12 protein-coding genes and 2 pseudogenes are annotated in these 18,486 nt (G+C 75.6%); 5 read left to right on the forward strand and 9 right to left on the reverse strand.

Annotation, left to right across the window (positions count from 1 at the left end):
• The 3 genes and pseudogenes from I3F58_RS22230 to I3F58_RS22240 all read right to left on the reverse strand — a co-directional run.
• Positions 1 to 1,697: pseudogene (locus I3F58_RS22230) on the reverse strand (hypothetical protein); the annotation flags it as partial.
• A 65-nt stretch (positions 1,698 to 1,762) separates the two neighbouring features.
• The gene (locus I3F58_RS22235) at positions 1,763 to 2,701 is read right to left on the reverse strand and encodes a hypothetical protein (RefSeq protein ID WP_240110423.1); all 939 of its coding nucleotides are present in this window, start codon (positions 2,699 to 2,701) and stop codon (positions 1,763 to 1,765) included.
• Between the two features lie 214 nt (positions 2,702 to 2,915).
• On the reverse strand, positions 2,916 to 4,469 hold the full coding sequence (locus I3F58_RS22240; protein ID WP_240110424.1) for a hypothetical protein: 1,554 nt from the start codon (positions 4,467 to 4,469) through the stop codon (positions 2,916 to 2,918).
• A gap of 137 nt (positions 4,470 to 4,606) precedes the next feature.
• Here I3F58_RS22240 and I3F58_RS22245 point away from each other — a divergent pair, with 137 nt between their 5' ends.
• The 3 genes from I3F58_RS22245 (at position 4,607) to I3F58_RS22255 (ending at position 6,928) form a co-directional block, all read left to right on the forward strand.
• Positions 4,607 to 5,377: a LamB/YcsF family protein gene (locus I3F58_RS22245; protein ID WP_240110456.1), complete on the forward strand. Its 771-nt coding sequence runs from the start codon at positions 4,607 to 4,609 to the stop codon at positions 5,375 to 5,377.
• Positions 5,374 to 5,991: a 5-oxoprolinase subunit PxpB gene (gene pxpB / locus I3F58_RS22250; RefSeq protein ID WP_240110425.1), complete on the forward strand. Its 618-nt coding sequence runs from the start codon at positions 5,374 to 5,376 to the stop codon at positions 5,989 to 5,991. Before I3F58_RS22245 ends, pxpB begins: the two co-directional genes overlap by 4 nt.
• A 73-nt stretch (positions 5,992 to 6,064) precedes the next feature.
• Positions 6,065 to 6,928, forward strand: coding sequence for a biotin-dependent carboxyltransferase family protein (locus I3F58_RS22255; RefSeq protein ID WP_240110426.1), 864 nt, complete (start codon positions 6,065 to 6,067; stop codon positions 6,926 to 6,928).
• Positions 6,929 to 6,985: 57 nt separating this feature from the next.
• On the opposite strand, the gene I3F58_RS22260 is transcribed toward I3F58_RS22255, so the two are convergent.
• The 6 genes and pseudogenes from I3F58_RS22260 to I3F58_RS22285 all read right to left on the reverse strand — a co-directional run bounded on the left by I3F58_RS22260 (position 6,986) and on the right by I3F58_RS22285 (position 16,289).
• Positions 6,986 to 10,594 carry a hydantoinase B/oxoprolinase family protein gene (locus tag I3F58_RS22260; protein WP_240110427.1) on the reverse strand — a complete coding sequence of 1,203 codons (3,609 nt, stop codon included), beginning with the start codon at positions 10,592 to 10,594 and terminating at the stop codon, positions 6,986 to 6,988.
• A 16-nt stretch (positions 10,595 to 10,610) separates the two neighbouring features.
• Positions 10,611 to 11,636 (reverse strand): GDSL-type esterase/lipase family protein, encoded by a 1,026-nt coding sequence (locus I3F58_RS22265; RefSeq protein WP_308355053.1) that lies wholly within the window; start codon positions 11,634 to 11,636, stop codon positions 10,611 to 10,613.
• Positions 11,628 to 12,761: pseudogene (locus I3F58_RS22270) on the reverse strand (glycosyltransferase); the annotation flags it as partial. The pseudogene I3F58_RS22270 and the gene I3F58_RS22265, both read right to left, overlap by 9 nt.
• Positions 12,758 to 13,885: a glycosyltransferase family 1 protein gene (locus I3F58_RS22275; protein WP_240110428.1), complete on the reverse strand. Its 1,128-nt coding sequence runs from the start codon at positions 13,883 to 13,885 to the stop codon at positions 12,758 to 12,760. The gene I3F58_RS22275 and the pseudogene I3F58_RS22270, both read right to left, overlap by 4 nt.
• 311 nt (positions 13,886 to 14,196) lie before the next feature.
• A complete protein-coding gene (locus tag I3F58_RS22280) occupies positions 14,197 to 15,618 on the reverse strand; it encodes a HEAT repeat domain-containing protein (RefSeq protein WP_240110429.1) in 1,422 nt (473 codons plus the stop codon).
• A 266-nt stretch (positions 15,619 to 15,884) separates the two neighbouring features.
• Complete coding sequence (locus I3F58_RS22285) at positions 15,885 to 16,289, reverse strand: ankyrin repeat domain-containing protein (RefSeq protein ID WP_240110430.1); 405 nt, start codon at positions 16,287 to 16,289, stop codon at positions 15,885 to 15,887.
• Positions 16,290 to 16,585: 296 nt separating this feature from the next.
• On the opposite strand from I3F58_RS22285, the gene I3F58_RS22290 reads away from it, so the two are divergent.
• Both I3F58_RS22290 and I3F58_RS22295 read left to right on the forward strand, forming a co-directional pair.
• Positions 16,586 to 16,780, forward strand: coding sequence for a hypothetical protein (locus tag I3F58_RS22290; RefSeq protein WP_240110431.1), 195 nt, complete (start codon positions 16,586 to 16,588; stop codon positions 16,778 to 16,780).
• Positions 16,781 to 16,856: 76 nt separating this feature from the next.
• Complete coding sequence (locus tag I3F58_RS22295; protein WP_240110432.1) at positions 16,857 to 18,434, forward strand: ATP-binding protein; 1,578 nt, start codon at positions 16,857 to 16,859, stop codon at positions 18,432 to 18,434.
• Positions 18,435 to 18,486 lie beyond the last annotated feature (52 nt).

The raw sequence follows: 18,486 nt of genomic DNA on the forward strand, positions 1-18,486 counted from the left end.
GCCTCACGGGCGCGCTCGGCGGCGCGGCGGGCGGCTTCACGGGCGGTGTCCCAGGAGGCGACGGCGGTCTGCGCGGCGTCGCTGGCGGCGAGGGCCGCGCGGGCCGGGTCGGCATCGGGGGCGGTGTCGTCGAGCCAGCCGGCCCGTACGGCTTCGGCGGTCTCCTGCTCCACCTCGTCGAGGCGCTGGCGCAGGTGGACGGCCTCGCTGCGGGCGCGCTGGGCCTCGGTGGCGGCGGTGGTGGCGTCGCGGTGGGCGGTCTCGGCGGCGTCCTGGAGGGCGGCGGAGCGCTGTTCCTCCTCGTCGGCGTGCCGTGCGCCGTCGTCGGCGGCGTCCTGGAGGGCGCGGATCAGGTCGGACGCGGCCTTGGCGCGAGCGGCCAGTGCGGGTGCGGCGTCCCGTTCGGCCTCGCGGATCGCGGCGGCCACGCGCGCCGATCGGTCGGCGGCGGCGCGGTGCCGCAGCACGGCCTCGGCCGCCTGCCAGGCGGAGTGCAGGGTGCGGGCGTCGATGAGTTCGCGGCGCTGGGCGGCGGCGCCCTTCTCGGCGGCGGCGAGGGCCAGGGAGGCGTGCCGGTAGGCGAGTTCGGCGGCGATCAGGGAACTGTGGGCGCGGGCCCGCCCGACCTCGTCGACGGTGTCGGCGGCGGCGGTGACCTGCTCTGCCAGTTCGACGGCACGGCCGCGTTCCTCGGCGGCCCGGGCGGAGAGACGGCGGGCGAGGACACGGGTGCGGCGCTCGGCTCCGGTGTGGATGTCGCGGGCGCGGGCGCGGGCCTCGGTGGCCTCGACGATCCGGCCCAGCAGGTCGACCGAACCGGCGGTGAAGTCGCGTTCCGCGGTGAGTTCGGCACGGCGGCCGAGTTTGTCGCCGAAACCGCTGACGAGGTCCGCGAGGCCGTCGGTGTCACGGGTGTCGGTGACGGCGCGCAGGAGGAGGTCGGTGAAGTCCGAGTCCTTCTTCACCGCGAAGAGGCCGGCGGCCTCGCCCTCGTCGGCGTTCATCTCCCGCTGGTAGCGGAAGAGTTCCGGGTCGAGGCCGAGGTCACCGAGGTGCTCGTTCCACCGGTCGTGGATCTCCTCCCAGGACACCTCCAGGTGCGGATAGGCCTTCCCGGCCTCCATGAGGGCGTCGCGGAAGCCCTTCATGGTGCGGCGGCGGCCCTGGGCACCGGAGGCGCCCTCGGCGGCGGGGCGTACGGCGGTGGACTCCGCGACGGGCAGGCTGTCCAGGCTGAGGCCCGGGCCGGGCCGGAAGGAGTACCAGGCCTCGGCGAACTTGCGGGGGTCGTTGGAGACCTGGCGGCCCCGCCACTCGCTGACCTTGCCGACGACCACGAGTTCGCCGGTGAGGGTGTGCTGCCACTCCAGGGCGACATGGCCGCAGTCGTCGGCCAGGAGGAACTTGCGCAGGACGCCCGAGCTGGCACCGCCGAGGGTGTTGCGGTGGCCGGGCAGCATCACCGAGAAGATCAGCTTGAGGAGGACGGACTTGCCGCCGCCGTTCTCCAGGAACAGCACGCCCGCAGGAGCCGGACGGCGGGGCGGGCCGGTGGGTTCGTCCTCGAAGAACTCCGCCTGGGTGGGGGCCGGGTGGGGCACGGGCGCGCCCACTCCCCGCAGGTCCAGCACAGTGTCGGCATAGCGGGCACCGGCGGGTCCGATGGAGTAGAGGCGGACCCGGGACAGCTCGTACATGGCGGCGGACTCTCGTCGGTGGTTCGTGTCTTGCGGAAGACGTGCGGACGGCGGGTGGGGGTGGCTCAGCCGTGGAACGGGAGGCCCGCGTCGGCCACCAGGTCCAGGTCGTCGCCCTCGGGCGGCGGCACGAGGGTCGCGGAGCCGTCGGACACGGGGACGACGCCCAGTTCCAGCAGCTCGGCCATGGCCGCGCTGCCCGCCATGTCGCGGACCTGGAGCTGGTAGCGGGCGGTGGTGCGGTAGGTGCCGCCGTTGTCGTCGCCGGTGCGCTGGAGGAAGCCGGAGTCGGTCAGGAAGGCGACGGCCTTGCCGATGATGCCGGTGGTCGAGCCCGCGAGGCGGCGGGCGTCCTTGGTGGCTCCCGTGGCGCTGCGCCGGGCGTAGACGCGCCAGGCGGCCTCCAGCCCGGGGGCGTCCGAGGCCGGGTCGGTGTTCTCGCCGGACTGCTCCGCGCGCTCCTCCAGCCGACGGCAGGCCTGGCGTACGAACGCGTCGACCCCGTGCACCGAGATGCGGCCGATGTACGTGTCGTCGGCCAGGTCCTCGGGGCGGGGGAACGCCAGGGCGGCGACGGCGAGGTGGGCCAGGCCGTGCAGGAACCGGTCGGAGGCGTCGGTGGAGGCCCGGCGGGCGTAGTCGCCCATGCGGACGGCGAACACCGAGTCCTCGTCGGCGGTGACGGCCATGCCGGCGCGGGGGGAGACCTCCAGGACGACGAGGCCGAGGCCGGTGGCGACGGCGTCGGCGAGGCGGGCGAAGGAGGGGTCGTCACGGTAGCGGCGGAGCAGTTCGGCGTACTCCGCGTCGCGGGCGGGCAGCAGCTTGGGCTGCAGGCCGAAGGACACGAGGCGGGCGGCGTCCGCGGCGTCGGCAGGCGTGACGGCGGCCGGGCCTGTGTGCGTGCCGGGTACCGGGTCGCCGCCGGGCGTGGCGGGCTCGGGTGCCCGGGGGGCGTCCGGGTCGCTCCACGCGTCGGCGTGCTCGGCGTGGTGGTCGCTCACGGCGGGGGCTCCTTGGTGCGGGGTGCGAAGTGCGGTGGGGGGCGGTCTCAGGTGAGGGGCGTTGCGCCGCGGTGCCGGGTCGGTGCGTCGCGGGCGGCGGCCCACCGCGGGCGGCGGGGCCGGCTGTCGGGCCGCGGCGGGCGGGCGGCGTGCGGCGTGGGTCTGCGGGCCGGCCAGAGCGGGACACGGCGGCGGCCCCGCGGCGGGCGGGGCGTCATGCGGGGTCCGTGCGGGCGGCGGACATGGCGGCGGCGTCCAGCAGGGCGGTGCCGACGATGAGGTCGGCACCGCCGAATTCGGGGTCGTCCAGCTCGGTGCCGTCGTCCACGGCGAAGAGGAGGCGTTCCTCGCCCTGCCGGTAGGCGGTGCCGACCGGCGGGCTGGCGGCGTGCACGGCCAGCAGGGCGACCAGATAGGGCAGGTCCGGGTCCCTGAGGCGGGCCTCCGCCAGGAGGCCGGAGAGGCGGCGCGGGGCCTCGGGTTCCAGCGCCAGCAGCTCCATGGCCATGGCCAGCTGTGCCTCGCTGAACCGGCTGTCGTCGGGCGTGGCGATCAGGTCCGGTTCGGGCATCTCGGCACCGAGGTGCTCGCGTTCCACGGGCGGGGTGAACAGCAGGTCGATCAGGTCGCCCATGCGGACCGCGCCCGGGGTGCGCAGTCCGGTGCCGCGCGCGAAGTACGCGTCGGTGACCCGGGTCGCCCGCTCCACGGGGAGCGGCAGCAGGGGGGCGATCAGCTGTCCGTGGAGGTCGAGTCCGGTGCGCTCGGCAGGGCGGGCGAAGGCCTGGCGGTCCTGCTCGGCGCGGAACAGCGGGCCGGCCTCCAGGAGGCGGGACTGGAGCTGGGTGTGGCGGCGGATGCAGTCCTTGACGATGTCGACGAGTTCGGCGGCACGCCGCTTGTGCTCGCCCGTTCTCGGATCGGAACCGGTCTCGGCCTCGTCGCGCGCCTTGCGGATGTTGGTGAGGATCGCGTTCTCGTGGCGGTACCGCTCCGCGACGTGGGTGAGGGCCTCGTCGATCATCTCGGGGACGGCGTTGAGCCAGTCGACGGCCCGGACGTTGCGCCGGGTCGCCTCCAGGGTCTTGCGGAGCGTCTCGGCGTACTGGACGGTGCGGTAGCGGGCCTGCTCGGCCGCGAGCTGCGCGTCGGCCAGCCGGCCGCGGCTGATCAGCACCTCCAGCTTGACCTCGGCAGCGATCTGGGCGCTGGTGACATCGGTGTCGAGAGCGCCGACCAGGACGTTGACGGCTTCGTCCGTGGTGCGGAGGTAGACCCCGCCGCCGTAGCCGGGGACCTCCTCGAGGAGCTTGAAGTCGTAGTCCCGGCGCACGTAGACGCCGTCGGGGCCGAACGTGCCGTACACGGCGCGGAATCCGCGGTCGACACTGCCGACGTTGATCAGGTTCTCCAGCACCCACCGGGCGACCCGCTCGTGCTCGGCGGCCGGGCGGCGCGGGGCCTGGGCGGCGACGCGGGGCAGCAGCCGGGCGACGATCTCCTCGTGGTCGGCGCCCGTGTCGAAGTCCATGTGGAGGGTGACGAGGTCGATCGCGGCGAGGGCGACCTCCGCCATGGCGTACACCGAGAACTCGCCGGCCAGGTTCGCCTTGCGGGCGTCCAGATCGTGCAGCGGCGCGGTGCAGGCGAGCGCGCGCAGACGCCGCGCCAGCCCTTCGTCGGCGGCCGGGCCCTGCGCGGGCCGCGGCCCCGCGCTGAGCTGGGGCGGAACGAGTTCCGTCGGTTCCGTCGGGGCAGGCGAAGTCACGGTGCACAGAGTAGGTCCTCACCCTGACACCGGTCGAAACGGCGAGGTGCTGCGGGCGGGCTGCGGCGTCGTCGCGCGGTCCTCTACCGTGACGGGCGGAACCGCCGTCGAGGAGTGGGGAGCCGCGGGTGACCGACGTGACCGGAGTGTCCATCGATCTGAACGCCGATCTCGGTGAGGGATTCGGCCGCTGGGAGCTGACCGACGACGAGCGGCTGCTGGCAGTGGTGACCAGCGCCAACGTGGCCTGCGGCTTCCATGCGGGGGACGCGGTCACGATGCGGCGGGTGTGCGAGCTGGCGGCTGCGCGCGGGGTACGGATCGGCGCCCAGGTCTCCTACCGCGACCTGGCGGGTTTCGGGCGCCGCGCGATGGACGTTCCGGGGCACGAGCTGGCCGCGGAGGTGGCGTACCAGATAGGCGCACTGGAGGTGTTCGCCCGGGCGGCCGGGGCGCGGGTGGCATACGTGAAGCCGCACGGCGCGCTGTACCACCGTGTGGTGGGCGACGAGGAGCAGGCGTCGGCGGTGGTCGACGGGGTGCTGCTGGCCGGAGCCGGGGAGCTGCTGCCGGTGCTGGGGCTGCCGGGGTCACGGCTGCACGCCGCCGCGAAGAAGGCGGGGCTGCCGGTGGTGGCGGAGGCGTTCGCGGACCGCGCGTACACGGCGGACGGCGCTCTCGTGCCGCGCGGCCGGGAGGGGGCGGTGCTGCACGACCCGGGGGCGGTGGTGGAGCGGTCGGTGTCGATGGCCCGGGACGGGGTGGTCACCGCGAAGTGCGGCCGGTCCGTGGCCGTGGCGGCGCGGTCGCTGTGCCTGCACGGGGACACCCCGGGCTCGGTGGAGCTGGCGCGGCGGGTGCGGGCCCGGCTGGAGGAGTCCGGGGTGCGGGTGGAGGCGTTCGCGTGAGGGCGCTGGAGGTGGGTGAGCGGGCGCTGCTGCTGGAGTTCGACGGGGGCGGTGAGGCGCGGGCCTTCCACGCGGAGGTGCTGCGGCGGCGGGCGGCCGGGGAGCTGCCCTCCGTGCGTGAAGTGGTGCCTGCCGCGCGGACGGTGCTGCTGGACGGGGTGGAGGAGCCACGGGCTCTGGCCGCGCGGCTCGCGCGGTGGGAACCGGGGCCTCCGCACGCGCGTGCGGAGGCGGTGACGGAGGTGCCGGTGCGGTACGACGGGCCGGACCTGGCGGAGGTCGCCGCGCTGTGGGGCGTGGCCCCCGGGGAGGTGGGGCGCATTCACGCGGGGGCCGTGTACGAGGTGGCCTTCTGCGGGTTCGCGCCGGGCTTCGGGTATCTGACCGGGCTGCCGGAGCGGTACGCGGTGCCGCGCCGGGCCACGCCCCGTACATCGGTCCCGGCCGGGTCGGTGGCGCTGGCGGGGCCGTACACGGGTGTCTACCCGCGCTCGTCGCCCGGCGGATGGCAGTTGATCGGGACGACGGACGTGGTGCTCTGGGATCCGGAGCGGGTGCCGGCGGCGCTGCTGGCTCCCGGGGCGCGGGTGCGGTTCGCGGCGGAGGCGCCGTGACGGGCGGGGCGGCCGTGGCCGCTCGGACGGCTGTGGCGGCGCAGCGGGTTCGCGTGCCGGTGCGGGAGGGGCCGTGACGGACCGGGGTTTCGTCGTCGTACGGGGCGGGGCGCTCACCACCGTGCAGGACCGGGACGGCCGGGTGGGGCACGCGCATCTGGGCGTGCCGCGGTCGGGGGCGCTCGATCCGGGTGCCGCCGCGCTGGTCAACCGGCTGGTGGGCAACCCGGAGAACGCCGCCGTGCTGGAGACGACGCTCGACGGGTGCGCGGTGCGGCCCCGGTGCGCGGTGACCGTCGCGGTGGGCGGCGCGCCGTGTCCGGTGCGTGTGGACGGGCGGCCGGTGGCCTGGGGCGCGGCCGTGCGGGTGCCTGCGGGGGCGGTCCTGGAGGTGGGCACGGCGGTGCGGGGACTGCGGGCGTATGTGGCGTTCGCGGGAGGTGTCGCCGTCGAGCCGGTGCTGGGCAGCCGTTCGGCGGACCTGCTGTCCGGGCTCGGCCCCGGGCCGCTGGCCGCCGGGGCGGTGCTGCCGCTGGGGGCGGCGCCCGGCGGGGTGCCCTGCCGGGACGGCGCGCCGTGGCCGGGGGTGCCCGGGGAGCTGGTGCTGCGAGTGCGGCTCGGGCCCCGGCACGGGTGGTTCACGGAGCGGGCCCTGCGGACGTTCGCCTCGCGCGCGTACCGGGTGTCGGCGGCGTCGAACCGGATCGGGCTGCGGACGGAGGGGCCGCCGCTGGAGCGCGCCGTGACGGCGGAGCTGCCCAGTGAGGGGATGGTGCTGGGCGCGGTGCAGGTGCCGCCCGACGGACGGCCGGTGGTGTTCCTGGCGGACCACCCGACGACCGGCGGGTATCCGGTCGTGGGCGTGGTGCGTGAGGCGGACCTGGCGGGGGCGGCTCAGGCGGTGCCGGGAACGGCGGTCCGGTTCGTGGTGGGCTGAGCGGGGGTCGCCCCGGACGGCGCGGCCGTGGGCGGGCCGCCGCCCGCGCACCGCTCCTCACGGGGTGCCGTACCCGCCGCCTCCCGGCGTGGCGACCATCAGGACGTCGCCCGGCCCGACGTCCACCGTGTCGACGCCGGACAGGTGGTCCACCGTGCCGTCGGCGCGTTCGACCGCGTCGGCGCCCAGGGCACCCGGCGCGCCGCCGGACATTCCGTACGGGGGAACGCGGCGGTGTCCGGTGAGGAGCGCGACCGTCATGGGCTCCAGGAAGCGGATGCGGCGGACGACGCCGTGGCCGCCGCGCCAGCGGCCCCGGCCGCCGCTGCCCTCCCGCACGGCGAAGGACTCCACGCGGACCGGGTAGCGCCACTCCAGGATCTCGGGGTCGGTGAGGCGGGAGTTGGTCATGTGGGTCTGCACGGCGTCGGCGCCGTCGAAGCCGTCGCCCGCGCCTGAGCCACTGGCGACGGTCTCGTAGTACTGGACGCGGTCGTTGCCGAAGGTGACGTTGTTCATGGTGCCGGAGCCCTCCGCCTGGACGCCCAGCGCGGCGTACAGGGCGCCGGTGACGGCCTGGGACGTCTCCACGTTGCCGGCGACGGTGGCGGCCGGGTAGGCGGGGGCCAGCATGCAGCCGTCGGGGATGCGCACCTCCAGCGGCGCGAGGCAGCCGCTGTTGAGGGGGATGTCGTCCGCGACCAGGGTGCGGAACACGTACAGAACGGCGGCCATGACGACGGACCTGGGGGCGTTGGTGTTGCCCGGCTGCTGCGGGGAGGTGCCGGTGAAGTCGAGGAGCGCGGTGCGCTGTTCGCGGTCCACGCGGAGCCGGAGCTCGATGACGGCCCCGGCGTCCGTCTCGTAGCGGTACGCACCGTCGCGGAGCGTGGCGACGATGCGGCGCACGGACTCCTCGGCGTTGTCCCGTACGTGCCGCATGTAGGCGTGGACGACGTCCAGACCGAACTCCTCGGCCATGTGGTGGAGTTCCTCGACGCCCTTCTCGTTGGCGGCGATCTGCGCGCGCAGGTCGGCCAGGTTGGTGTCCGGAGCGCGGGAGGGGTGCGGGGCGGTGGTGAGCAGCTGGCGGGTCTCGTCCTCGCGGAACCGGCCGTCCCGTACGAGCAGCCAGTTGTCGAAGAGGACGCCCTCCTCGTGGATCGTCCGGCTGAAGGCGGGCATGGAGCCGGGGGTGATCCCGCCGATCTCGGCATGGTGGCCCCGGGACGCGACCAGGAAGCGCAGCTCCCCGCTTCCGCGGCCTCCCCCGGGGCCGTACACGGGAGTCACGACCGTCACGTCCGGCAGATGGGTGCCGCCGTGGTACGGGTCGTTGACGGCGTACACGTCGCCCGGGCGCATGGTGCCCTCGTTGCGGCGCAGGACCTCCTTGATGGACTCCCCCATGGATCCGAGGTGGACGGGGATGTGAGGGGCGTTGGCGATGAGGTTGCCCTCGGGGTCGAACAGGGCGCAGGAGAAGTCCAGGCGCTCCTTGATGTTGACGGACTGGGCGGTGTTCTCCAGCCGCACGCCCATCTGCTCCGCGATGGCCATGAAGAGGTTGTTGAAGACCTCCAGGAGGACGGGGTCGACGTCGGTGCCCACGGCGGTGCGGCCGGGTCGGGGGCGGACGCGCCGGAGAGCCAGGTGGCCGGTGTCGGTCGCGGCGGCCCGCCAGCCGGGGTCGACGACCGTCGTGGCGTCCGCCTCCGCGATGACGGCCGGACCCGGGACGGTGTCACCGGGGCGCAGGTCCTCCCGCCGGTACAGCGGGGTGTCGGCGCGCGCGCCCCCGACGTACACGGGCACGGCGCCGCGGGGCCGCAGGGTGCCTTCGCGGGGCGGCTGTCCCCCGGTCGCCGGCGGCCGGGGGCCCGCCCGGCCGACGGCCTCGACGGAGACCGCCTCGACGACGAGCGGCTTGTCCGTGGTGAAGGCGTAACGGGTGCGGTGCGCGGCGGTGAAGGCCTCCGCCATGGCGGGGGCGGTGTCCAGGGGGACGGGCAGGCTCGCGTCCGTCCCCGCGTAGCGCACCAGTACGCGCGCCTGCGTGGTGATCGCGCCGTCGGGAACGCCGTCGGCGCGCAGCTCCTCCCGGGTGCGGGCGGCGAGGTCCTCGCACAGGGCGGCGACGCGCGCGCGGGAGGTGTCGTCCAGTGCGGCCTCGACCGACTGTTCGCGCATGGCGGTGGCGTCGGCGAGCCCGATGCCGTAGGCGGAGAGGACCCCGGCGAGCGGCGGTACGAGGACCGTGCGGATGCCCAGGGCGTCCGCGACGGCGCAGGCGTGCTGGCCGCCGGCACCGCCGAAGCTGGTGAGGGCGTAGCGGGTCACGTCGTGACCGCGCTGCACGCTGATCTTCTTGACCGCGTTGGCCATGTTGAGGACGGCGATCTCCAGGAAGCCCTCCGCGACCTGCTCGGGTGTGCGGCGGTCGCCGGTGCGGCGGTGGATCTCGTCGGCCAGGGCGGTGAACCGGTCCCGTACGGTGCCGTCGTCGAGCGGCCGGTCGCCGTCCGGGCCGAACACGGCGGGGAAGTGGGCGGGCTGGATGCGGCCGAGCATCACGTTCGCGTCGGTGACGGTGAGGGGGCCGCCGCGCCGGTAGCAGGCGGGGCCGGGGTCGGCGCCCGCCGAGTCGGGGCCGACGCGGTAGCGGCTGCCGTCGAAGTGGAGGACCGAGCCGCCCCCGGCGGCGACGGTGTGGATGCTCATCATGGGGGCGCGCATCCGTACGCCGGCGACCTGGGTGCCCAGCTCCCGCTCGAACTCGCCCGCGTAGTGGGACACGTCGGTGGAGGTGCCGCCCATGTCGAAGCCGATGACCCGGTCGTGGCCCGCCTGACCGGAGGTGCGGGCCATGCCGACGACGCCGCCGGCCGGTCCGGACAGCACGGCGTCCTTGCCGCGGAAGTGCGCCGCCTCGCGGAGCCCGCCGTTGGACTGCATGAACATCAGGCGCACACCGGGGAGTTCGGCGGCGACCTGGTCGACGTAGCGGCGCAGGATCGGGGAGAGATAGGCGTCGACCACGGTCGTGTCCCCGCGCGGGACCAGCTTGATGAGCGGGCTGACCTCGTGGGAGCAGCTGATCTGGGTGAACCCTAGGTCGCGGGCGGCCTCCGCGACACGCTGCTCGTGGTCGGGGTGGCGGTAGCCGTGGAGAAGGACGACGGCGGCGGAGGTGATCCCGTCGTCCCGGGCGGCCGTGAGGCGTGCGGTGACGGTGCCGAGGTCGAGGGGGCGGACGACGTCACCGTGCGCGCCGACCCGTTCCGGGACCTCGACGACCCGGTCGTACACGGCTTCGGGGAGGAGGATGCGGCGGTCGAAGATGCGCGGGCGGTTCTGGTAGGCGATGCGCAGGGCGTCACGGAATCCCTCGGTGACGACCAGGACGGTGGGCTCGCCGCGCCGCTCCAGCAGGGCGTTGGTGGCGACGGTGGTGCCCATCCTGACGGCGGTGATCCGGTCGGCGGGGACGGGCTCTCCGGGGCGGAGCCCGAGGAGGAGCCTGATCCCGGCGACAGCGGCGTCCCGGTACCGGTCGGGATCGTGCGACAGGAGCTTGCGGGTGGCGAGCCGGCCGTCCGGGCGCCGGGCCACGATGTCGGTGAAGGTGCCGCCGCGGTCGATCCAGAACTCCCAGCGTCCGGTCATTCCCCCATGGTGCCCCTCACGGCCCCGGGAGCGGGCGGCCCAGTGGGGCGGACGGGCGAGGCAGGGCGGACGGCACGGGCGGGCTCGGTGTGGCGGAGGGCTTGGGCAGGGCGGGCAGCGCCGGCAGAACGGCGAGGGCGGCGGTGGTCTGCTGCCGGGCACGGGCGTCGAGGCGGGCACCGGTGCCGCGCGCCCAGTGCGCCGCCTCGGTGGCGGACAGGGCCAGCAGCTGGGGCAGCAGGTCCCGGCACCGGCGCGCGACCCACGCGGTACCCGCGGTGGCCAGCCAGCGCAGTGTCTGCGCGCGGGTGGGCGGCGGCTGGTCCGGTGCGCGTACGGGGGCGGGGCCCCGCGCCAGGCCCCGCTCGGCCAGCAGGGCGTGGAACCCGGCGGCGACCAGGCGGTGGCCGCGCTCGTTCGGGTGCAGCCGGTCGGCGCTCCACAGGGACCAGTCCGCGGTCCAGCCGGCGTCGGCGAGGTGCAGGTGGACGGCGTCGTGGCGGGCGGACAGGGCGTGCACCACGCTGTTGACGGCCCGCTGGCGGCGGGCCAGGGGGCGGGCGAGAGGGGCCGGGAGGCGGAGCATGCGACCCGGGTCGGGCAGGCAGGCGGTCAGGAGGACGGCGCCCTGCCGGGACAGCCGCTGGAAGGCCTGGTCGAGGTCGGCGGTGATGCGGCCGATGTCGAAGGAGCTGCGCAGGGTGTCGTTGACGCCGACGATGACGGCGGCGAGGTCGGGGCGGTACGTGAGGGCGCGGGGTGTCTGGTCGGCCGCCACATCGTGGACGAGGGCGCCGCTGGTGGCGAGATTGCGGAACTCCACGGGGTGGGGGGTGAGGGCGGGTGCGAGGAGGGCGGCCCAGCCGCGGGGACCGGTGACGACGGGGTCGCCCACACCTTCGGTGAGGGAGTCGCCCAGGGCGGCGAAGCGCAGGGGTCGTTCCCCGGCGCCGCCGCGCGCGGACACCGGGGGCTCACCGTCCGGACGTCCGCGGAGCGGCCGAACCACGGCGTTCGTCCTCGTACGCCGGACGGGCCGCACGGCCGGGGCGTCGTGCGCCGCGAGGAAGGCCGCGACGGAGCGGGGCCAGGAGAAGTGCTCCGCCCGGGCGCGGGCCGCCGCGCGGCGTTCCGGTTCCGGACGGGTGAGCAGGGTGCGTACCGCGGCCGCGAAGTCGTCCGGCGTGTCCCGCGCGGCCACGCCCGCCCCGGCCACGACCTCCGGCAGCGCGGACGAGGCGCTCACCACGACGGGCGTGCCGCAGGCCATCGCCTCCAGGGCGGCCAGCCCGAACGTCTCGGCGGGCCCGGGCGCCAGGCACACGTCGGCCGCCGCCTGGAGGTCCGCCACGGCGCCCGGTCCCGGGACGTGTCCGAGGAACTCGGCCGGCAGCCGCAGTTCGCGCGCCCGGCGCTCCAGGGCGCCGCGCAGCGGACCGTCCCCGGCGACGACGAGCCTGGCGTGAAGCCCCCGGGCGCGCAGCACGGCCAGGGTCTCCAGCGCCATGCCCGGCCGTTTCTCGACGGACAGCCGGGAGCAGAGCAGCAGAAGCACGTCCGACCCGCGCGCGTGACGGGCGCGCAGAGCGGGGTCCCGGCGGCAGGGGTGGCAGCGGAGCAGGTCCACGCCGAGGGGCGCGCGGACGATGTTGCGCGCGCCGATCCGTACGAACTCCTGTTCCGCCCAGCGGGTGGTGCAGACGATCCGGCTGTACGCCCAGGCGCTGCGCCGGTTGAGCCGGTCCGCCGCGCGCGTGGCGGCGGCGGGCGGGACGCCCCAGGCGCGGAGCACCCCGTCGGCGGTCTCGTGGGAGACCATCACGGCCGGTACGCGCGCACGGCGGGCCCACTCGCCCGTCCAGCGCAGGGTCGTGCGGTCGGAGACCTCCAGGCGGTCGGGCGCCAGGTCCTCCAGGAGCCGCCGCAGTTCACGCCGCCCGGTCAGAACGCGGTAGCCGCCGCTGCCGGGCAGTTCCGGGCCGGGCAGGGTGACGACCCGTCCCTGGGGGGTGATCTCGTCACGCGCGTCCGGTCCTGGGACGACGAGGACGGGCTCGTGCCCTGCCGCGAGATAGCCCCGGCCCAGCTCGCCCAGGGCGGTCCGCAGCCCGCCGGAGGCGGGGCTCACGAAGTTCGCCAGCCGCACGATCCGCAGCCCGTCTCTCACGCCGCCACCACCTCGCCGGCGCGGGCGTCCAGCACTTCGGCGTAGTGGCCGAGCAGGCGGTCGCCGATCGCCGTCCAGGTGCGGCCCGCCACGGAGGCCCGGGCCGCCGCGCCGTACGCCGTGCGGCAGGGCGGGTCGGCGGCGAGGGCCGCGACGGCGGCGCGGAGGGCGGACGGGTCGTGGGGCGGTACCAGCAGGCCGGTGGTTCCGTGCCGCACCAGGTCGAGCGGGCCGCCCGCGGCGGGGGCGACCACAGGAAGTCCGCCGGCCATGGCCTCCTGAACGGTCTGGCAGAACGTCTCGTACGGACCGGTGTGAGCGAACACGTCGAGCGAGGCGAAGATCCGCGCCAGGTCGTCCCCCGTGCGCCGGCCCAGGAACACCGCCCCGGGGAGGGCCGTGCGCAGCCCCGCCTCGCTGGGGCCGTCCCCGACGATCACCACCCGTACGCCGGGCAGCCCGCACACCCCGGCCAGCAGCTCGACGCGCTTCTCCGGCGCGAGGCGCCCCACGTACCCGACCAGCAGCTCCCCGCCGGGTGCGAGGGCGCGGCGCAGCGCATCGTCGCGGCGGTCGGGCCGGAAGCGGTCGGTGTCGACACCCCGCGGCCACAACCGGACGCGCGGCACACCGTGGGCGGCGAGGTCCCGGGCGGCGGCCGTCGAGGGGGCGAGGGTCCGGTCGGCGGCGCTGTGCACGGCCCGCATGCGACGCCAGGCGGCGGCCTCGCCCGCGCCCAGGTAGGTGCGGGCGTAGCCGCCGAGGTCGGTCTGGTACACGGCGACGGCGGGCAGGCCCAGCCGGGTGGCCGCCGCCATGCCGCGCACCCCCAGCACGAAGGGGCTCGCCAGGTGGACGAGGTCGGGGCGGTGCGCGGCGATCGCGGCGCCCACGCGCCTGCTGGGCAGCGCGACCCGGACCTGGGGGTACCCGGGCAGTGGCACGGCGGGGACGCGGACCACCGGGCAGGGCGCCGGTTCCGCGTCGGCGGTCTCGGGGCCCGCGGGGGCGATCACGAGCGGCTCGTGTCCCCGGGCGGTGAGGTGCCGGGCGGTCTGGAGGGCGCAGTGGGCCACACCGTTGACATCGGGCGGGAAGGACTCGGTGACGATGACGACGCGCATACCGGTGTTGTCGCCGCGCCCGGCGAGCCTCCGCCGACATGGATCTGTCGCCTCGGGGAACGTCCCATGAGCGTTTGGGCCCGCCCGGGGTCGCAGGGCGCCGGTGCCCGCGGCGCCCTGTGCGCGTGAGCCGCCGCGGGCCCCGGGCCACCCGCGCGAAGGCCGGCGGGCGAGCGGCGTCGCCCGCGTGCCTGATCATCCGCGGGCGGGAGCGCCGTACGCGTGCGGGCCGCCGTCGGCACGGGATCGCCGTGCGCGGGGACCGCCCCTCGCCCTCGGCCCTTCGTCCGCGGTGCCGCCGTCGTGTGCCCTCAGACGGTCGGCCGCTGCGGGTCGATCCTGCTGCGGACCGCCGTCTGCACCTCGTCCTCCTCGGCCGGGTCGGCGGCCAGGCGGCGCAGGCGTTCCGCGACGCGTACGTCTCCGGTCTCGGCGTGCAGGGCGGCGATCTCGCGGGTGGTCTCCTCGCAGTCCCAGAGGCACTCGACGGCGAAGCCGGTCGGGAACGAGGGGTCTGTCGCGGCGAGCGCGCGGGCGGTGCGGCCGCGCAGCTCGGAGGAGGCGGTCTCGCGGTAGATGTGCCGCAGGACGGGCGCGGCGCAGCTGATGCCGAGGCGCCCGGCGCCGTCGACGAGGGGGTAGAGGGAGGCCGCGTCGGGGCCGTCGGTGCGTACGGCCTGCCGGAGGGCGCCGAGGACGAGGGGGGAGTCCTGGGTGCCGCCCCGGGAGGCGAGAACGCCGCCTGCGGAGCTGCCGAGGGCGTCGGGCCGGTGGACCCAGCCGCGGGCGCGGTCGACGGCGGCCTCGCCGCACATGCGCTCGAAGGCGCTGACGGCGGCGTCGGCCACGACGGGGGAGGGGCTGCTCGCGGCAGCCTCGATCAGGTCGAGCACGGCGGGGTCGCGCGCCTCGGCCAGGTAGTGCAGCGCGGCGCAGCGGGCGCCGTCGGCTCCACTGCCGGCGGCCTCCAGGATCAGTGGACGGTCGTCGGGGCCCGCCACGGCCGTGAGGCAGCGGGCGGCGGGACCGTGCAGGAGCGCGCCACGCTCCTCCAGGCCCTGCTGGGCCCAGTCGAAGACGGCCTGGACGCTCCAGCCCGGGCGGGGCCCGCTGGGTCGCATCTGGCGCTGCCACCGGTCGAAGGAGCCGCGTTCCACGGCGGCGCGCACCCGGGCACCGACCGCCTCGCGGGGGTCCTCGGCCCACAGCCGCCAGGGGCGCGGCTCGAACGCGTCGCGCACCGCGGCGGTCAGTTCGGCGTCGCCCTCGGCGGTCGCGGGGAACCGGGCCAGCACGAGGTCGGCCAGGGCGCGCAGGGCGGTGTCCTCGTCGCGCAGGGCCAGCTCGTCGAGCGCCCAGGTCCAGTTCGCTCCGGTCGCGGCGTAGCGGCGCAGCAGCAGGAGCGCGTCGCGGCGGCCGTACGAGGCGAGGTGGCCCAGGACGGCCAGGGCGAGCCCGGTCCGTGACTCCTCGGGATCCAGCTGGTCCTCGGGCCCGAGGAGGTGGGCCTCGACCGCCTCCAGACCGCCGTGCAGGTCCAGGTAGAGGCGGGCGTAGTAGAGGGAGCGGTTCTCGACCTGCCAGTCGCGGCGAGGGTCGTTCAGGACGCAGTGGTCGAGGGCCGCGAGGGCTTCGGCGCGGGGGGCGGCGAGCGCGTGCAGCGTGCCGTCGCCGCGTCCCCTCTGGAGTAGGCCGAGCAGGGTGCCGCTCGGCGCTATGACTGGTTCGAACATGGAAAATGCCTCACATCAAGCTGTCGACGTAGCCGGGGTCCACTGGCGGGATGGCCGGGATGGGGTGGCCGGCTAGGCCACGCAGCAACATGAGGAGCCGCCCGTCGTCTTCTGCCTGGTGTCGACCATTTTCCTTGCCTCGTCCTTCTTCTCCGCGTGACCACTGGTGGGCCTCGTCGTCGTCATGATGACCCAGCGGTTTCGCCGCCGCGACCACATTTACGGCGCTGTGTGCACCGGGTGTCCATGCCCCGTACGGGCCCGGTTCACCGGGCTGCGAACAGCTCCAGGAGGTCTGTCTTCCCAAACATCCGCGCCGTATCCACAGCTGACGGAGCGCCGGCTTCCGGATCGGCGCCGCCGGCGAGGAGGGCGCGGATCACGGCGCCCTCGCCCTTGAAGACGGCTCCGGCGAGCGGGGTCTGGCCGCGGTCGTTGGCCCGGTCCGGGTCGGCCCCGCGCGCAAGGAGGGCGGAGACGGTCTCGGCATGGCCGTGGTAGGCGGCGAGCATGACGAGCGTGTGGCCCTGCTCGTTGGCGAGGTCCACGGGGGCGCCCGCGTCGGCGTAGGCGGCGAGAGCCTCGGCCTCACCGGCGCGGGCGAGGTCGAAGAGCCTGGAGGCGAGGGCGACGACCTCGGGGTCGGGCGTCTGATCGCTCGTGCCGCTCATGCGCGGGCCACCTTCCTTCTGTCTGCTTCTGTCCTGCTGTCCACGGCCCCGTACGGCGGATGAGCCGGACATCTGCCGAGGTCAGCCGTACGAGTGAACCGACAGGGTACTGCCCGCGCGAGCCGTGTTCGAGGTGCCCTCCGGAGGCCTGCGGCATGCCCGCGACCGGACGCCGACGTGCGCTGGTCGAGTGAAAACAACGATTTTTCACCCATTCGCACCTTTTGCTATTTAGATACCTCCCGTGAGCCTGGAATGACTCATGGTGACTGTCCCTTCAACCAGGAGAACCGCTCATGATCCTGTCGATCTCCGGCGTGGTACTGCTCGGCATCATCGTCTTCCTCTTCTTCAAGAGAGACGGGCTCAAGGCCTCCCACGCCATCGTCTGCGCCCTCTTCGGCTTCTACCTCGCCGGTACGGCCATCGCCCCGAGCATCACGGCGGGCGGCCAGAGCCTGGCGAGCCTGCTGGGCGGCATCAGCTTCTGACGCCGACTCCACACCGGCGCTCCTCCCCCTCCCTCCCCTCCACGACCCGCAGCAGCGACACGTACCAGGAGACGACGTGGCCCGGCGAGCACTCCCCCGCATCCTGACCAGCGGCAGCGTCCCGCTCGCCCGTGGCCGAGAGCTCGTGCGCTCGGCCGGTGACGGCGCCACGGACGTCCTGCACCCGCTGATCACCATCGGCCGGGGGCTGCGGAAGCTCGCAGCGGCCGGCCGCGCCAGATGGGCGGCGACCCCCAAGGAGCGGCGCGGTCCCACGCTGCTCCTGGCGGCCGTATGCGTTCTGGGCGTGGCACTCATGCCGTACGGGCCGCTGCTCGCGCTCATGGCGGTGATGGCCGTGGCGGCGTGGAAGGGGCGGGAGCGCCCCGTGGTGAAGACGGGCCCCGACGAGGCCGAGACGGAGCGGCTGCGGGCGCTGTACGAGGCGCTGGTGCCGTATTTCTCGGTCCCCGAGGACCCGAGCCCGCGCTACGCGCACGGGGGCGCGTGGAGCGGGGTGTTCAGCGACTTCGTGTTCGACGGTGACGGGCGGCTCACCCGGCTGCGCATCGCCTACCCGGCGTACTTCCCGGACGGGGAGCCGGAGGCCCGGGCCCGCGTGGAGCAGGTGCTGCACGCCAAGTCGGGGCGTGGCCGGGAGTACCTGTTCGACTGGGACGAGGAGGGCAACGAACTCGCGGTGCGGGTGCTGCCCGCGCTGCCGACGTCGATCGCGGCGCAGCGGTTCGTGACCGTGCCGGGTGAGACGGTGCTGGGCTTCACGGACGAGCAGTCGGTGCAGCGGACCGTGCCGGTACGGGACGGGAGCGGGGGTTCCGGGTCGCGGGACGCACCCCCGGTGGTGTGGCGGACCGGGCCCCGGTCGACGGAACCGCACCTGCTGGTGGTGGGCCAGCCGGGGAGCGGGACCAGCACGCTGCTGCGGTCGGTCGCGCTGCAGGCGCTCCAGCACGCGGGGGATGTGCTGGTGGTGGAGGGCGGAGGGGCCGGTGAGTACGTGTGTCTGGCCGGGCGTGAGGGGGTGGTGGCCGTCGAGTGCGGGCTGCCGGGGGCACTGCGGGCCCTGGAGTGGGCGGCGCACGAGACGGAACGGAGGCTGGCGGCGGCCCATCGCGCGCGTGAGGCGGGTGAACCGGTGCCGAGCGCGGCGCGGCGCCCGCTGTGGGTACTGGTGGACCGGCTGAGTGTGCTGGGCGACCTGGCGGCGGCCGAGGGGCGGCCGGACCCGCAGGAGCTTCTGCGGGTGCCGCTGCGCCATGGGCGCGCGGCGCATGTGACGGTGGTCGTGGCGGAGCAGTTCGACACCGTCGGGGCGCTGAGCGAGACGGTGCGGTCCCAGACGCGGGCGCGCGTGACGCTCGGCTGGGCGCCGCCCGATCATGTGGCGGCGGTGCTGGGCGCGGCGGCCAGGACGACCCTTCCGCCGGACGTCCCACCGGGGCGGGGGTACGCGCGGCTGGGGGCGGGGGCGGTGCTGCGGCTCCAGGTGCCGGCGACGCCCGACCCGTACGACGACACCGCGGTGGAGGCCCATCGGCAGGCGGTGCTGGCGCTGCTGCCCGAGCACCACACCCAGGAGAACCTGCCGCCGGTCAAGGCGCTGGCCCCGGTGGACCCCGGCGCGTCGGCCTGACGGCCGCCCCTGTCCCGTCCCTCCCGGTCCGGACCTGGACTCGCCCGGGCCC

This window comes from Streptomyces sp. MUM 203J (genome assembly GCF_022414595.1).
GTDB lineage: Bacteria > Actinomycetota > Actinomycetes > Streptomycetales > Streptomycetaceae > Streptomyces.

Bases quoted from the DNA above. Each gene is read 5' to 3' on its own strand.
- I3F58_RS22260 (WP_240110427.1), bottom strand. From the start codon at position 10,594: ATGACCGGACGCTGGGAGTTCTGGATCGACCGCGGCGGCACCTTCACC.
- I3F58_RS22290 (WP_240110431.1), top strand. From the start codon at position 16,586: ATGATCCTGTCGATCTCCGGCGTGGTACTGCTCGGCATCATCGTCTTC.
- I3F58_RS22275 (WP_240110428.1), bottom strand. From the start codon at position 13,885: ATGCGCGTCGTCATCGTCACCGAGTCCTTCCCGCCCGATGTCAACGGT.
- I3F58_RS22285 (WP_240110430.1), bottom strand. From the start codon at position 16,289: ATGAGCGGCACGAGCGATCAGACGCCCGACCCCGAGGTCGTCGCCCTC.
- I3F58_RS22280 (WP_240110429.1), bottom strand. From the start codon at position 15,618: ATGTTCGAACCAGTCATAGCGCCGAGCGGCACCCTGCTCGGCCTACTC.